This is a genomic window from Aquabacterium sp. (assembly GCF_030652515.1).
Taxonomy (GTDB): domain Bacteria; phylum Pseudomonadota; class Gammaproteobacteria; order Burkholderiales; family Burkholderiaceae_C; genus Aquabacterium.
Window position 1 is genome coordinate 42370 of the sequence record NZ_JAUSAR010000217.1, and the last position, 13999, is coordinate 56368.

The following is a 13999-nucleotide window of genomic DNA, read 5'->3' on the forward strand; positions in this document are numbered from 1 at the left end:
CTCAAAACTGGCGAGCCAGCGTCAGTTTGAAGGCCCGGCCGGGTTCGGGATACAGCCCACCGGTGGCGCACTTATAGGCATAGTTGTAGCTATCCTGATCAGCCAGGTTGGTGCCTGACACCGCCACGGTCCATGTCTTGTCAGACCAGGCATAGCGCGCGTCCAGCAAGGCCGATTCCGGTATCTTGCGGTCACATTGATTGGCCACGTCATCGCCAAAGCGCATCGAACCCAGGTACTGAATACCGGCGTCAATCGTCTGACGCTCGCTGATCCGATAGGCCAGCCGCACCGTGGCAGTCTGGGGCGCCACCAGCACCTGCTCCCTTCCAGCATTGGGTCCAGAGCGGTACTTGGCAGACAGCCTCTGCCAGCTCAAACGCCACTCCAAGGCCGAAGACATGCTCCAACGCCCTTCCACCTCGACCCCTTGGCGGCGCGTCGGATCCACGTTCTCATTGAAGAAGGTGAAAGGCACAAACATGATCTCGTCCACGTTGTCCTGCCGGAAATAGCGCGCAGAGAAAGCATTCGCCCCTGCAGACCACCGCAGCCCCAATTCCTGGTCGCGCCCACGTTGTGGCCGCAATGGCTGGCCGCCAGGGGTGCTGCCGTTCTCGTCGAAATTGGGCAGACGGTAGGACTGCGCCCAGCGGCCATAAACCGCCCAGTCCTTGGCCAACTCCTGGCTCACCCCAAGCTCAGCCGCCTTGAGCGAATCTCGGCGGTCATACGCGGTGGAGTCAGCGCGCTGTTTCTTGTTCACCCGCTCGGTGCGCCATCCAAAGGCCAGCCGAGTCAGGGTGTCAAACGCCCAATCGCTGTGGGCAAAAAAAGCTTTGTTCGATTGCCACCCGTGGTCATCCCAACCCGGGCTGTGCGCGTCCAAGGTCCAGCGTTGCAGGTCAAATCCCACGATCGTGTTGGTGGTCAAGCCCGACCACTTCACCTCGTGGCTGAGCTTGGGCGTGGCCTGTTGACTCAACACCGACCGTTCATAGGTGGCGCCTGAATAGGTGGAATCGGTATCGCGTGAACGCGAACTCAAGTCCAGTTGCGCGGTCCAGGCCTTGAACCTGAACTCGGTGTGGCTGCTCAAACGGGTTTCATCCGTCCCGCCAAAGTCGCTGGGTTTGCCCGCCTGGCGTGGGTTGCTCCGCCATTGTGCAAACGTCAAGGTTCCCGGCAATTGGGCAAACTGGCTCTCTTGCTGCACCCTCAATCGCTGCGACCAGGCCTCGGTCGTCCACTGCAGCCCAAAGCCGCGCACATCCTGCTCGAAACGATTGCGGTCACGGTAGCCGTCCGAGCGGATGCTCTTGGCAGCGCCGTCCACCACCAGAATGCCGGACTGGTGCGCTGCGCTGGCCACCACCTCCTTGCCCCGAAAACTCGCCACCGAGCCTTCCAACCGCGCGCGGTTCCCTGCCGACGCCTGACGTTTCCGAATCACGTTGATGACCCCACCCGTCGCGCCCTCTCCCCACATGACGCTGGCACCACCGCGCACGATTTCAATGCGGTCAATCTCGTCAACAGGGATCGAGGACAGCCTTGCTGTCACCAGTTCGTTCTCGCTGACCCGGATGCCATCCACCATGACCACAGTGTTGGCGCTGGCGGTGTCGCCGTACCCCCGCAAGTCCAGGGTGTACTCGCGGCCCCCCGCCAAATCGGTTTTGCCAGGCACGCCCCCCAAGCGGCGAATGGCTTCATTGGCATCAGACACGCCCGAGCGGGCAATCTGCTCCGAGGTGATCACAGAGGCGCCAATGGGCGCCGATTTCAGCAACTGTGGCATCCGGCTCGCGGACACGAACACCGTCTGCAGTTCAGGCAACGCCGGCACTTCGGCAGCGTGAACCTCAGCACCTGGCAGCAAAACCCAAGACACCGCGACGGCCACGGCCGAACGCACCCCAGGTGCCAGGCGCACCGAATTCAAAGACAACATGATGGATACAACAGATAAAGGCTCGCGCCAGCGTCCCCGCAGGCAATGAGCGACATGGTGCAAAGCACCCCTTGTTGGCCGGTATCCGGGCTAGGCGGTACAACCCATGCAGCCTTCCCAGACGCGTGAGCATCCAGTGGCAAGAGAGCACGGGCCGAAGATCTGGAAAATGAACCGGATCTCGACCGCCGACCGTTGCGGGGGCAGCGCAGGTGGGGCACGGCATGTGTGAATGCCTGAACCGTCCTGCTTCCCGTTTAACTGCACCAGGGAGAACCCTGGCACGAGCACCAACATGGCGATTGTAAGGGAGCCGGGAAGCCAGCCTACAATGGCCGCCATGTCACGAATCGATGATCTCACCGAGCGCGTTGAGCGGTTGCTGCTGCGTCACGAAGAGCTTCAGCGCACCCACGACCTGTTGCAACAGCAACTGGACGTGACCACGCACGAGCGTGATTCGCTCAAGGCCCGGCTGGCCGCCGCCCGCGCCCGCATCGATGCCCTGATCGACAAGCTTCCTGCGTCGTCGCCAGCCGACGCCTCCTCGACCCACACGCCCGACGCATGAAACAAATCGAAGTCTCGATCATGGGCCAGAGCTACTTGCTGGGCTGCCCCGAAGGCGGTGAAGCGCGCCTGAAAGAAGCCGTCTCGCACGTGGACCGCGAAATGTGCGCCATCCGTGACAGTGGCAAGCTCAAGGCACGCGAGCGCATCGCCGTGTTGTCTGCCCTGAACCTGGCTTACGAGCTGACCGAACGGCCTGCTGCGGCCGCGCCTGTTGTGGCGCCATCGGCTGACTCGGCCGACGTGCCCTCGCCTGAACATGTGGACAAGCTCATCGCCCGCATCGACCAGGTGCTGGGCCAAGATGGTCACCTGATTTAAACCCCTTCGCAACGGGGTATTTCCACACCCGCCGAGGCGCGGCGCAAGTAGAATGAAATCGTTCGTTGCGTTCGTGGAAGCTTTTAATTCCTTGAACCGATGCTCTTAGAGCCAGGGCTTGGAACATTGCCCAGCGGGTGTGATCGTCTCGCGTCAGATGAACCCGAAGCTGTGCTGACCTCGCCCACCTGAATCCCCTGGGTTCAGGAACGCGGCAACCAGTGCGCAACGAACACCTTTATGTGTGGACGCTCATGTGTGGACGAATTGGATGCTGGCCAAGGCCACACGGTTCCCACCGGTGTCTCGGGCACTGGCCATGGCGCGATCGGCGCTGCGCATCATCTCTTCGACCGAGCCCGCCGTGTGCGGAAAGCTCGCCACCCCCATGCTCACCGAAAACGGAATCTGCTGGCCATTGTGCGGCACGATATGCCCCGCGCATTGACGGCGCAGTTGCTCCATCCTGGAATGGGCCGTGGCCAAGCCCACGCCTGACAACAGCACCACGAAGCGATCACCACCCAGGCGGCACGGGGAGTCCATGGCGCGGGTGTTGGCGCGCAGCAAGCGGCCCAAGGCTTCGACCACGCGCTCGCCACCTTCAGGGCCGTGCAGGCGCAGGATCTCTTCCAGCCCGTCGATCGACACCGAGACCAGCGCGAACTCGCGTTGCTCGCGGCTGGACAGATCGGCCTCGCGGCGCAGTTGCTCTTCAAAGTGGGCGCGGTGGTACAGGCCGGAGGCGCTGTCGCGCACCTGGTTGTCCTGCATGTCGCGGCGCAGATCGTCGTTGGCTTTTTGCTGGGCTTCCAGCTGTTCCAGCGCGGAATGCAATTGGGTTTCGCGGCGCTTTTGTTCGGTCACGTCTTTCCAGACGGACAGCAGCTTGTGTGCACCTTCTTGCGCGGGCGCTTGCCGCCAAACGGTGAAGTCACGCCGCTCGCCAGAGCGCTCCAGGCGGTGCTCGGTCAGAAAGCCTTGCGTCAAAGACAGCGCCTGTTGATCGGCCGCACGCAAGGCCACGGCCTGCACGGCATCGAAAAGATCCGCGTCCTGCGCGCCCACCACCGTGGTGCGTGGGCCAGCCAGCAAACTGGAAGCGGCCTCGTTGGCCCACTCGTAACGTCCACTGGCCACATCCTTGATCAGCAAGGCCACCCCCAATTGGTCAAGGGCATGCACCAGGGCGTCTGACAACACGCCTCCGGACAGTGTCTCCACAGCGTTTGAATCGGCCATAACGTTGTTTGGTGTGGTCATGAGTTCTTGGAACAACCCGGTGCATTCGAGCGTGCATCGGGCCGAAGGCCTTCAAGGCCAAATCTTGGCTTAAATTAACGCGGCTGGCTGCCCTTCAAACATGGGATGTGAGCCACCTTTACAGTACTTGTGTGCGCTTTACCACGGTGCATTGACCTCAATTCCCCCCTCTTGGTGCCAGTCATGACCCAGCTCACTGTTTTAGGTTGCGGCCTGATGGGCGCGCCGACGACGCGCCGCCTGCTCGCCGCCGGATTTTCGGTCACTGTTTGGAACCGCACGCGGGCCAAGGCCGATGCCCTTCAGTCCGCAGGGGCACTGGTGGCCGACTCGCCAGCACAAGCCGTGGCGCAGGCCGACATCGTGATCGCCATGCTGGAGCACGGCCAGGTGGTGGAAGAAGTCCTGTTTGGCCTGGCCGCGGACAGCGCCGTGGCAGGGCTGAAACCCGGCACCTTGGTGATCGACATGAGCTCCATCCTGCCCGAGCAGGCCCGGGATCATGCCCAACGCCTGGCCTTGGTGGGCGCGGCCAGCCTGGACGCCCCGGTTTCGGGGGGCACGGTCGGCGCCGAGGCGGGCACCCTGGCCATCATGGCTGGTGGCCTGGCCGAAGACTTCGAGCGCGCCCGGCCGGTGTTCGCGGCACTGGGGCGACCCGTGCATGTGGGGCCGACGGGCAGCGGGCAATTGGCCAAGCTGGCCAACCAGATGATCGTGGGCATCACCTTGGGCGCGGTGGCCGAGGCCCTGCTGCTGGCCGAGCGCGGCGGCGCCGATCCCGCCCGGGTGCGAGAGGCCCTGCGCGGTGGTTTTGCCGAAAGCCGGATCCTGGAAGTGCATGGCCAGCGCATGGTCGATCGTGATTTCGCCAAACGCGGCTCGCTGGCCATCCAGCTCAAGGATTTGAACAACGCACTTCACACCGCCACCGGGATGGATTTTGACGCGCCCATCACGCAGCGGCTGGCAGCGCTGTACTTTGACGCGGCCAGCCATGGCTTCGACCAGTTGGACCAATCAGGGGTGTTCTGCGAGTTGCAGCGCCGACAAAAGCCACCTACACTGATTTTGAAGGGCCGGTAGCTCAGTTGGGAGAGCGCTGCGTTCGCAATGCAGAGGTCGTCAGTTCGATCCTGATTCGGTCCACCAGATCGCTAGGATTCATGCGGGGTTGCGGGCAGTTAGCAGAAAAACCCACCATCAAACCCACCGTTGTGAAAACGCTTGGTTTTGAGTTTAGGTAGTTAGAAAAAAACCGACTGCAGGGAGGCAGGATGGCTAGAGACAGCAGCATTACGCTGACGCATCTGTACGGAATAGCCGGTGTTGTGGCCGGCGCAATCAGCATCTATTACCTGATAAGCCCCGAGTCAACCTGGCGCGAATACGCATTGGTTGCCTCTGGTTGGTTAGCCGCTTTCAGCTTTGCAGTTCTGCTCACAAAAGCGCACGCCGAAGCCAGAAGTGATAGCCAGCAGATTGGCCAATTAACCAAGCAAGTTGAACATTTACAGCAAAACCTCGAACGTCAAATTCAAGGCCTTCAGGCAGAGCTAGAACGACGCTCAGCAACCTCCGACTACTTGGCAGGTCTTCTGACTGGGCGCAGCGCCACACCAAGAGCCGCGATTCGAGAAAAACCAGGAGAGGACCCGATCCATGATTAAAGACCTGTCATTCGAAAAGTACTGCTACTTTCCCACCCTACGTACAAGGCACGCAGAACTAAAAGGGCTAGGCGAATTAGATGCGGCTCGCAAATCTAGAATCCTTCCCCTCCTCACCCTTGGTAAATGGCCGCAAGCTACTGACTTTCTTCGCGCTGCGGACAAAGTCAAAGAGGCCATGGGCGACCTTCCATATTTCTTGGATCTAACCGCAGATGGCCGTCATCTGGTAGACCACTTAAAAGCGTTGCGCGACCCTTCGGGGTACTTTTCTCAATGGAGGGCATTTGTCTCAGCCTATCCGTATGCCATACCAGTTGTACAGCTACCTAGCGATGCTCGAAGCAGGGACATCATCCGTCAGGCAGTGGAGATCGAACGTTCAGTGGGCAAAGTGGCTTTTCGCATAAGGGACTTCGCAAAAGACACTCCACTCGTGGTCAGCGCCCTTAGCGCGATGGACGATGCGAGAAACGCTCTTGTTTTCATTGATTGCGGATACATAAGGGCAGCCATTGCTGCCTACGTCGCCGCTACCATCACAACCATCAATCAACTACGTGCGGAATTTCCTGAAGCATTTATCACCGCACTGTCCACAAGTTTCCCATCATCAACGAAGCCCTTTGCCGATAGCTCCCAACTTAGAGGCTCTATAAACATCCTTGAGCGCGACCTGCATGAAAGGATCGGGGGGCACTCTGTGGCGGCATATGGCGACCACGGCTCTGTCCACTCTGTTGTCTATGATGACGCGCCGATCATGCGATGGGCTGCACGTATCGATTACCCAAGGGAGTTCGATTGGTACTTTGAACGCCGGCCAAAAGATCAATCGGCCGAAGGCTATATATCGGCCGCTAAGGAGATCGTCAAAGTTGATCCCGACATCGGCAGCAGGAAAATTTGGGGCGAACAAATGATTGTTGATGCAGCGAACGGCATCCCACATGCCAAGGCTCCCGCCTCGTGGATTGCCGTTAGAGTCAACATCCATCTGGCACGACAACTTGAGCTATCCGAAAGCCTATCGCAGGGCGACTCGAATGATACCGATGATGATGATTTTTAAGGGAGTACCAAACGAGGTATTGCCTTGGTGGCGCCTAGAGCTTCACCATAGCGCACTAGCTCCGCCAATCGGCGCTGCTGTCGATCAATGCTCTGGACAGTAGATAAGCGCAAACTCTGCCGCTTATCTTGGATAGCCTGAATCCTCAGCTCTCGACGTTTCAAATAGTCCAGCACGTATGCCCTGGCAACACGTGTCGGCATAGCTTGAAGTGCCTTTACTATTTCCGGCCTACCGCCCGTCACTTTGACCTTCTGAAGCTTAGCCAGAGCTCGCAGTTCATCAACAGGCAAGAAGCTCATCCAACTGGCATTGTCCGGCACCGTTCTGACCTTAGCCTTACGAACAACCGTGATTGCACCATCGTCTGAAATCGACCAAATTCCAACGTCACCGGGACACTGCGCTTGGGCACCACGAAGATGCTTGACTGCGCAAACAACTGTCACCTGTTCGAAGAAACGAAGGTAAGACTCTAGTTGCCCATCGAGACGCTCCAAAGAGTCGCGACTGCTTTTTATTTCAAAGGCACTCAGCTTCCCATTAGCCATGATCAAGTCTGCCCGCCTAGCAAAGCTATCGACGAACATTTCAGCAATGAATGCCGCCCCCTGCCCCGAAGGCGAGGAAGACAACTTGGCAATCAAAGCCCTACGGATGTCCGATTCAGTCATGGCTGATCTCGCATGGAGCACTCGCTAAGGACGGCAACATGACAGCTAAAAAACCTGCAAGTCTAGCCTCTCTTGGCGCTTCGAAGCTCTTAATCAACAAGTGCATTTTGCCACCGGCAATAGCTTACGCCGAAGCGAGGAAATCGACTTATGCCTAGCTTCTTTTGCGAACGCACTGCGGAGTACGCATTGGTGCCAGCATTGCAAAGCCACCTCCAATCGGTGTTCAAATTTGCCACTCCAATTTTCTTTTGGAAGACGAGGGAAGGCAACAGGGTTTCTGAGAACCAACATCTCCACGGCCATGTTCACCTTCTGGCGGTTTTTGCTCGACGCCCGAAGCTGCAAAGTGATACGGGGAAGGTTTACGGAAAAATCAACCAAGACTTGGTGACATACGCTGAGAAATCAAGTCTTGCTGGTGTGCCCGCCATCGCGGGCTTTCCTGTGGTGGAATCATTGTTTGATTTGCATTCCCAGGCATCCATGCTTTGGTTCTCCCTTCATGGTCTTCCTCGAAAAGACATCGAGTTCAGCGTAGCTTTGCAGGCCCGGCCACACCTAACAGAAGATCTAGACGGCGCACTTTTGCAGCCGCTAGAGTTAACGGACATCGCTGCGAACATCACAAGGTCACGCGTCTTTTCTTGGCAAGATGCAATGACTCAGCTGTCCGAACTACGAATAGATCAAGCAGATGGATATAGGTCCCGCGTCAACTGGTTTGGCAGCAGCTACAAGCCTGTTTACTTTCTCGTTTCACCACATATGCGATAGATCGACCCACATCATGACAAGCAAGCTTCCATCCGTCATCGCAAGCCTCAGCATCCACAAGATCGATTCCGGCCTGTACGATTTCACGGTCTCTTGCAGCGGCCAGCCCTTGTACGAGGATGCCGGTTTCTCATCGGTTACTGAGGCCATTGTGGCAGCCATTCAGCAAGAAGGGCCCATCCGAGGATTTGAACTGTCCTACGGGTCAATCGTGATCGGCACATATCTCTGCGAAGAGCTAAAAGCCGACGCAGCAGGAATCGCTGACCATGCCATGGAGCGGCGCGCCGTGCTTAGGGAAAACTGAAAGGGCAGCTGAGTGAATGATCCCGTCAACTGGCAAGCTATTGCAATCGAGTACAGGCGCCGCCTTCACACCGTTTGCTTTCTGACAGCTTTTGCACTGTTTGCAGCGCTTGGCTTTGGGTGCGCGAAGGTTGTGGAATGGATGCATGTGGACGCCGTCACAATGGAGACCATCGCTATGTTTGCCTGGCTTCCCATGGGCGCTATCGCTTGGTACTGCAAAGGTCGCCTTGAAGACTGGGCAGATCGAGGGCTCCCAAATCTATAGAACATCTGAAGCGGTTGGCTATGCCCATGAATCCATTGGCCAACTAACCTCGTGAGCGCGAGCATCAACCTCAAGCGGTGCTTCGTCGTAGCCGAAGCTGTCGATCTCTGCGAGGTACCGAGGCATGAACCCTTCGATTCCACCCAATGCCTCGTATTGATGAACATGGCGAAGTTCATGTGAGACCAGGCGAGAATCCCCTTCTCCGTGAACGATCATGATGCTGTGACCCAGCGTTAGCCCTGCCCTGCCTTCAAACAGCTTTTCCTCAAGGATCATCTGTCGCAGTGCCAACTGCTTGACCGGGACTGGAAGCTGATCCACGTACAGAAGCCGCACAAGCTCGGGGTTTTTCACACCCACCTGGCGTGCCAGTGCAAGGCCCCGCTCGGTTAGAGGCTTCCCGCTTCTTGCTACGTATAGTGCTTGGGCCTTTGCCCAACCAATGGCCTCAAGCACCAACTGCGGCAGTAACCCCTGAAGATTCATGCACAACTCCGCGAAAACTGAATGCTAGCTGCTGGCAAGGCGCCTCGCGCGCGCGGAACGCTCCATGTCGGCAGCAAGATGGATTGCGTGATCAAGGACATCCGCGGCAAGGCCCAGGCCTTGGTAGCTTTCAAACGTCGATTCAGGGTGCTTAGGCACGTCTCCGTTCAACGACAATCCTAGCAACCTGCCAGCTGATATCGTCTCGCATGATTACCACTCGCACTATTGGACCACTGCACTTCGAAGACCTTGACCCAAAGAGGTTCGAAGACCTCGTACGACAGCTTGCGTACGAGTTCAAGCCCTGGCGGCGACTTGAGGCCACGGGACGCTCCGGCAGCGACAATGGATTTGACGCACGAGGCTACGAAATCGTAGCCAGGAGGGATCAGCTCTTGGCTTCGGCGGAGGAAGACGAGACAGTCGAGGAGCGATCGACCCTCAACGAAGGCATTGATGACAGGCTCTGGCTCATCCAATGCAAGCGTGAGCGGGCCATTGGGCCGAAGGCTTTGGTCAAGTACTTGGACGACACCGTGCTCGGCCCGGATGAGAAGCTCCACGGACTTGTGTTTACAGCGGCCTGTGATTTTTCCAAGAAGGCCCGCGACGACTTCGCCAAGAAGTGTCGCGAGATGGAGTTGGAGGAGTGGCACCTCTGGGGCAAAGCTGAGCTCGAGGACCGGCTCTTCCGCCCCGAGAACGACCACCTCTTATTCGCCTACTTCGGCTTTTCGCTGACCATCCGCCAGCGCTCACAACGAGCCGACCTGCGGGCCCGGTTGGTTATGAAGAGGAAGGCGAACCGCATACTGAGAGACCACGCCCACGCCTCGTTATTGCTGCGCTCGCCTGATGCCACGGAGTACCCGTACACGGGCGACCTCGCTGATTTCAAGAAGAACCCGCCGTGGATGGTGCAACCGTACCGGGGCATGTCCCACGAGGGGCTTAAGTTCTGTGTGCAACGCTACTTCGCATACCTCTCTGACGACGGCAAATCGTGGGACGCCGCAATGGTTGTGAACGACGCAAGAGGACATACACACGAAGACCCTTGGTTGGGCGAAGACCGGAACGGCGAGACGCGGCAGACTATCTACGAGTTCTGGAGCACGATTCCGGAAGTGAATCGAGCTTGGCTCGAAGTTGTCGGACTGGTTCCGTTCGACGATATCGTGGACATTGATGACCTCGGCGACGAGTACGTGCAAGTCCCTCACATTTACGCTCAGTTTGTCACTGGAAGGCGTGGGCCTTTCAAGAGCTTCATCGCCGAGGTCGAAACCATCAGTCGATGGGAGCCGCGCTCCTTTAACCCTGGTGAGATGACGGACGGTCGTATCGAGTACTTCCCCGTTGAGTTGCGCAAACTTAACGACGGCAGTGAATGAACACTGGCCCGATGTGTGGGTGCGTTCAGGCGCCTCGTTTCGCCATGCTGTCGAAACCTCCCCAGCCCCGGGAAGGCGGTCGCCTAAAAACCGCGCGAGGTTTCCTCCCAGGGGGCGTCCGCTACCATTAGCTTGATTCACAGGGGAGGCGTTGATGACGGATGCTACAAGTGCGGTGTTAGCACAATGGGAAGGAGACTTATTGGGGCGCAAGGCCTCAGCCGATTTCCTTCATAGACTTGTACTGCAAAAGATGACGAGTAAAGGGGGCGAGGTTGCACAGTCAGCAGCACTTTGCTTTGCTTTGGATTCTGCTTGGGGCACAGGGAAGACCTTCTTCCTCAAACATTGGGCTGAAGACCTACGCAACTGCGACCATCCAGTAATTGAATTCGACGCTTGGCAAAACGACCTTGCAGAAGAACCGCTTGTAGGCTTTCTCGCCGAGCTTCGAAATGGCCTTGATCCATGGGTCCAGAAGGTTCCAGTGGCGAAGAAGGCTAGAGCGGAAGCAAAGAAGAAGTTCGGCGAATTGCTGCAGCGCGGGCGCAAGGCAATTCTTCCTGCCGCTGGCATCGCTGTGAAAAGCTATCTGTCAAGCAAGATCGACCTGGATGGAGTGGTTGGTGCGTTTAAGTCTGGCGGTCTTGATCAACCCGAAATGGACATAGAGGCTGCAAAAGATGCTGTTGGAAAGGGTCTGGATCGATTATTTGAGCAGGCCTTGGATTCGCATGATGAGACAAAGCAAGCTGTCAAGGATTTCAAAGGCTCATTGGACACTTTGCTACATCATCTAGAAGCACACGCGGAAGCTTCACTTCCCTTATTCATTTTGATTGACGAACTTGACCGATGCAGGCCCGACTATGCAGTAAGACTGCTTGAAGGCATAAAGCATCTGTTTGACGCTCCCGGCGTTTGCTTCGTTGTGTCCACCAATCTTCCGCAGATGGCGGAATCAGTCCGTGCTGTTTATGGCAACGGGTTCGATGGGTATCAATACCTAAAGCGGTTCTTCGCGTTCGAGTATCAGTTGCCGAAGCCCTCACGATCCGCCTATTGTGAAGCGCTGGCACGAGAGTACCCAGCGCTCAGCGCGAGAAGCATCGCCACCGGACTACCTTCGCCCCTTACAGCCAGTCAAAACCGAATGGAGATCGTAGCTACACACCTTGACGTCATAGGGTCAGCCTTCGGTCTGTCCTTACGTTCGTTGAGGCAAGTCGCATTTATAGCTGAAGCGGCCGTGGCAGGGATTGACACGGCGAGAAAGGTTTTCCTTCTTCACTTGCTAATGCTTGCTGCTGTGCTGCATCGATCCCCGAAGGTATTCACTCAGATCACGCAATCCAAAGTCGTACGGGACAAGTACAAACCTCTTCTAGACGAGGCGGGATTCGAAAACCTGATACTTGAGTTTCAGACTGCGCGGCAAGGATACTTAGAGCGCGAAAAGGTTTCAATCTCATCGGCGTTTACGCTATACCACGAGTGGTCATTTGAGGACCTTAAGACGCTAAGGGGAGTTGGAGTCAACAACTCCGCAAATTCGCGGAGCTACCCAAGCACCCTTCTCACTGAAATAGTGGAAGAAATGCCCAATCCACATAGCCCGGAGGCTACCTACCTCCCATCAATTCGCATCTATCCTGACTTGCTACGTGCCGCCGGTTACCTATCTTCTTGACCGAGGCAAAAGCCCTTCGAGCTCGGGCCAATTCGGTATCCAAAACCTGCGGTGCTGTGAAGACCGTTTTCTAGGAACCCAACGCCTAGGGGTTACGGCGGTCATAGCCCTGCTTGACGTAGTAGCGCCGCTTGGCCTCGTACATGTGCTGGTCGGCCCGGTGCACCAAAGCCTCCATGCGCTCGCCGTCCACACTGGTCGCCGAACCAATGGCCAGGCTGATCTGTGTGCTGCCCGCGTTGAACTGGTTGTTCAGTGCCAGCAACTCGTGGATCTGCTCGACCCGTTTTTCGCACCCACGCGCATCAGTGTTGGGCAGCAGCACCGCAAACTCGTCCCCACCAATGCGTGACGCCGTGCAAGGCCGATCGACCGCCTTGCGCAGGATCTCGCCCACGCGGCGCAGCAGGGCGTCGCCGCCCGCATGACCCAGCTCGTCGTTGACGCCCTTGAGGTTGTTCAGGTCCACCACCACCACGCTGACCGGCCAGGGGCCGTGGCGCTCCAGCCGGTTGATCTCATCGGTGAAGAAGGAGCGGTTGCGCAGGCCGGTCAAGGCATCGTGCATGCCCAGGTACTCCAGGTAGGCCTCGGCCTTCTTGCGCGCGCTGATGTCGGTCAGGGACACCAGCACCTTGTCCCAACGCTCCTCATGGCCGGGCAACACCGAGAACTGCAGGTACACGTGCACCTTCTCGCCGTCCAGCGCGTAGTTCACCACCTCGCGTTGCTGGAACAGCTTCCCACTCCACAGATCGACCAGTTGCTCGGCAAAATGCGGGCGCATGTCGTCGCGGAAGACCTTGTCGGTCTGCGCCAGCAAAGACACCTTGTCGGCCGCGCGGAACATGTGCACAGTCTGCTGGTTGATGTCCAGCACCCGGATCTCTTGCAGGCAGCGGGTGACGAACTCGGGGTGAACATCCAGGAAGACCCGAAAGTCGGCAATGCCCTGGCCACGGACCTCTTCAATCAACTGCTTGATGCCCGTGAAGTCTTCCAGCCACAAAGATACCGGCGAATGTTCAAACAAGCCTTTGGCTTCCAGCTCGCTGGTCCGCAAGGCGCGCTCGGTTCGCGAACGCTCGGTGGTGTCCTCGATCGCCAGCAGCACGCGTGACCATGTGTCTTCGTGGCCTGGCAAGATGTTGGCCTTCAGCGAAATCGACAGGCGCTCGCCGTGCAAGGTGTAGTTCACGGTCTGGCTGGAAAACTGGGTGCGGCCCGCCCACAACTGCGCCAGCTCTTCAATGTGCTGCTCGAACATGTCGTCGCGGAACACCTGGTGCAAGCTGGACGACAGCTCGTCAAGATCACGTGCGCCATAGAGCGACAAGGTGCGCTGGTTCACCCGCAGGATGCGCAGGCACTTGGAGCAATCGGCCACGCGCTCAGGGTATTGGTGCAAAAAGGCGCGCAGGTCGGTCACCCCCTCCTCGCGCCATTGCGTGAACAGCGTTTTCAAAGCGCTGTAGTCCTCCAGCCAAAGCGACACCGGTGCCAGCTCAAACATGTCGGCATAGAGATCGTCCATCGAGGGGTCTTTCC

14 protein-coding genes, 1 tRNA gene and 1 riboswitch are annotated in these 13999 nt (G+C 57.9%); of the genes, 10 read left to right on the forward strand and 5 right to left on the reverse strand.

The window, feature by feature from the left end:
• Position 1: 1 nt before the first annotated feature.
• Positions 2–1954, reverse strand: a complete 1953-nt coding sequence (locus tag Q7V20_RS23620; RefSeq protein WP_304796585.1) for a TonB-dependent receptor — start codon at positions 1952–1954, stop codon at positions 2–4.
• A 58-nt stretch (positions 1955–2012) separates the two neighbouring features.
• Positions 2013–2264: riboswitch (cobalamin riboswitch) on the reverse strand.
• A 21-nt stretch (positions 2265–2285) separates the two neighbouring features.
• Here Q7V20_RS23620 and Q7V20_RS23625 point away from each other — a divergent pair.
• Positions 2286–2525, forward strand: coding sequence for a DUF904 domain-containing protein (locus Q7V20_RS23625; protein WP_304796587.1), 240 nt, complete (start codon positions 2286–2288; stop codon positions 2523–2525).
• Positions 2522–2845: a cell division protein ZapA gene (locus Q7V20_RS23630; RefSeq protein ID WP_304796590.1), complete on the forward strand. Its 324-nt coding sequence runs from the start codon at positions 2522–2524 to the stop codon at positions 2843–2845. The genes Q7V20_RS23625 and Q7V20_RS23630 overlap by 4 nt, the downstream gene beginning before the upstream one ends.
• Positions 2846–3097: 252 nt before the next feature.
• On the opposite strand, the gene Q7V20_RS23635 is transcribed toward Q7V20_RS23630, so the two are convergent.
• Positions 3098–4087, reverse strand: a complete 990-nt coding sequence (locus Q7V20_RS23635) for a sensor domain-containing diguanylate cyclase (RefSeq protein ID WP_304796591.1) — start codon at positions 4085–4087, stop codon at positions 3098–3100.
• 204 nt (positions 4088–4291) lie between these two features.
• On the opposite strand from Q7V20_RS23635, the gene Q7V20_RS23640 reads away from it, so the two are divergent.
• From Q7V20_RS23640 to Q7V20_RS23655, 4 genes are all read left to right on the forward strand, one after another.
• Positions 4292–5194 (forward strand): NAD(P)-dependent oxidoreductase, encoded by a 903-nt coding sequence (locus tag Q7V20_RS23640; protein ID WP_304796594.1) that lies wholly within the window; start codon positions 4292–4294, stop codon positions 5192–5194.
• Positions 5185–5260, forward strand: a tRNA-Ala gene (locus Q7V20_RS23645). The genes Q7V20_RS23640 and Q7V20_RS23645 overlap by 10 nt, the downstream gene beginning before the upstream one ends.
• Positions 5261–5385: 125 nt before the next feature.
• Positions 5386–5778, forward strand: coding sequence for a hypothetical protein (locus tag Q7V20_RS23650; RefSeq protein WP_304796597.1), 393 nt, complete (start codon positions 5386–5388; stop codon positions 5776–5778).
• Positions 5771–6850 (forward strand): beta family protein, encoded by a 1080-nt coding sequence (locus tag Q7V20_RS23655; protein ID WP_304796600.1) that lies wholly within the window; start codon positions 5771–5773, stop codon positions 6848–6850. The genes Q7V20_RS23650 and Q7V20_RS23655 overlap by 8 nt, the downstream gene beginning before the upstream one ends.
• On the opposite strand, the gene Q7V20_RS23660 is transcribed toward Q7V20_RS23655, so the two are convergent.
• Complete coding sequence (locus Q7V20_RS23660; protein ID WP_304796603.1) at positions 6847–7524, reverse strand: sce7726 family protein; 678 nt, start codon at positions 7522–7524, stop codon at positions 6847–6849. The two genes, Q7V20_RS23655 and Q7V20_RS23660, sit on opposite strands and share 4 nt — an antisense overlap.
• A gap of 150 nt (positions 7525–7674) precedes the next feature.
• Here Q7V20_RS23660 and Q7V20_RS23665 point away from each other — a divergent pair, with 150 nt between their 5' ends.
• Positions 7675–8301, forward strand: a complete 627-nt coding sequence (locus tag Q7V20_RS23665) for a hypothetical protein (RefSeq protein WP_304796606.1) — start codon at positions 7675–7677, stop codon at positions 8299–8301.
• A gap of 13 nt (positions 8302–8314) precedes the next feature.
• Positions 8315–8608, forward strand: a complete 294-nt coding sequence (locus Q7V20_RS23670; protein WP_304796609.1) for a hypothetical protein — start codon at positions 8315–8317, stop codon at positions 8606–8608.
• Between the two features lie 285 nt (positions 8609–8893).
• Here Q7V20_RS23670 and Q7V20_RS23675 read toward each other — a convergent pair whose 3' ends face one another.
• Positions 8894–9364, reverse strand: a complete 471-nt coding sequence (locus tag Q7V20_RS23675; RefSeq protein ID WP_304796611.1) for a hypothetical protein — start codon at positions 9362–9364, stop codon at positions 8894–8896.
• Positions 9365–9573: 209 nt separating this feature from the next.
• Between Q7V20_RS23675 and Q7V20_RS23680 the strand changes: the two genes are divergently transcribed.
• Positions 9574–10761, forward strand: a complete 1188-nt coding sequence (locus Q7V20_RS23680) for a restriction endonuclease (protein ID WP_304796614.1) — start codon at positions 9574–9576, stop codon at positions 10759–10761.
• Between the two features lie 154 nt (positions 10762–10915).
• Positions 10916–12451: a P-loop NTPase fold protein gene (locus Q7V20_RS23685; RefSeq protein WP_304796617.1), complete on the forward strand. Its 1536-nt coding sequence runs from the start codon at positions 10916–10918 to the stop codon at positions 12449–12451.
• Positions 12452–12536: 85 nt separating this feature from the next.
• Here the strand turns inward: Q7V20_RS23685 and Q7V20_RS23690 are convergent, their stop codons facing one another.
• Positions 12537–13985: a GGDEF domain-containing protein gene (locus Q7V20_RS23690; RefSeq protein WP_304796620.1), complete on the reverse strand. Its 1449-nt coding sequence runs from the start codon at positions 13983–13985 to the stop codon at positions 12537–12539.
• Positions 13986–13999 lie beyond the last annotated feature (14 nt).

Excerpts from the sequence above, each read along its gene's own strand:
- Q7V20_RS23630 (WP_304796590.1), top strand. The coding sequence starts at position 2,522 with ATGAAACAAATCGAAGTCTCGATCATGGGCCAGAGCTACTTGCTGGGC.
- Q7V20_RS23680 (WP_304796614.1), top strand. The coding sequence starts at position 9,574 with ATGATTACCACTCGCACTATTGGACCACTGCACTTCGAAGACCTTGAC.
- Q7V20_RS23620 (WP_304796585.1), bottom strand. The coding sequence starts at position 1,954 with ATGTTGTCTTTGAATTCGGTGCGCCTGGCACCTGGGGTGCGTTCGGCC.
- Q7V20_RS23660 (WP_304796603.1), bottom strand. The coding sequence starts at position 7,524 with ATGACTGAATCGGACATCCGTAGGGCTTTGATTGCCAAGTTGTCTTCC.
- Q7V20_RS23670 (WP_304796609.1), top strand. The coding sequence starts at position 8,315 with ATGACAAGCAAGCTTCCATCCGTCATCGCAAGCCTCAGCATCCACAAG.
- Q7V20_RS23655 (WP_304796600.1), top strand. The coding sequence starts at position 5,771 with ATGATTAAAGACCTGTCATTCGAAAAGTACTGCTACTTTCCCACCCTA.
- Q7V20_RS23665 (WP_304796606.1), top strand. The coding sequence starts at position 7,675 with ATGCCTAGCTTCTTTTGCGAACGCACTGCGGAGTACGCATTGGTGCCA.
- Q7V20_RS23635 (WP_304796591.1), bottom strand. The coding sequence starts at position 4,087 with ATGGCCGATTCAAACGCTGTGGAGACACTGTCCGGAGGCGTGTTGTCA.
- Q7V20_RS23685 (WP_304796617.1), top strand. The coding sequence starts at position 10,916 with ATGACGGATGCTACAAGTGCGGTGTTAGCACAATGGGAAGGAGACTTA.
- Q7V20_RS23650 (WP_304796597.1), top strand. The coding sequence starts at position 5,386 with ATGGCTAGAGACAGCAGCATTACGCTGACGCATCTGTACGGAATAGCC.
- Q7V20_RS23640 (WP_304796594.1), top strand. The coding sequence starts at position 4,292 with ATGACCCAGCTCACTGTTTTAGGTTGCGGCCTGATGGGCGCGCCGACG.
- Q7V20_RS23690 (WP_304796620.1), bottom strand. The coding sequence starts at position 13,985 with ATGGACGATCTCTATGCCGACATGTTTGAGCTGGCACCGGTGTCGCTT.
- Q7V20_RS23675 (WP_304796611.1), bottom strand. The coding sequence starts at position 9,364 with ATGAATCTTCAGGGGTTACTGCCGCAGTTGGTGCTTGAGGCCATTGGT.
- Q7V20_RS23625 (WP_304796587.1), top strand. The coding sequence starts at position 2,286 with ATGGCCGCCATGTCACGAATCGATGATCTCACCGAGCGCGTTGAGCGG.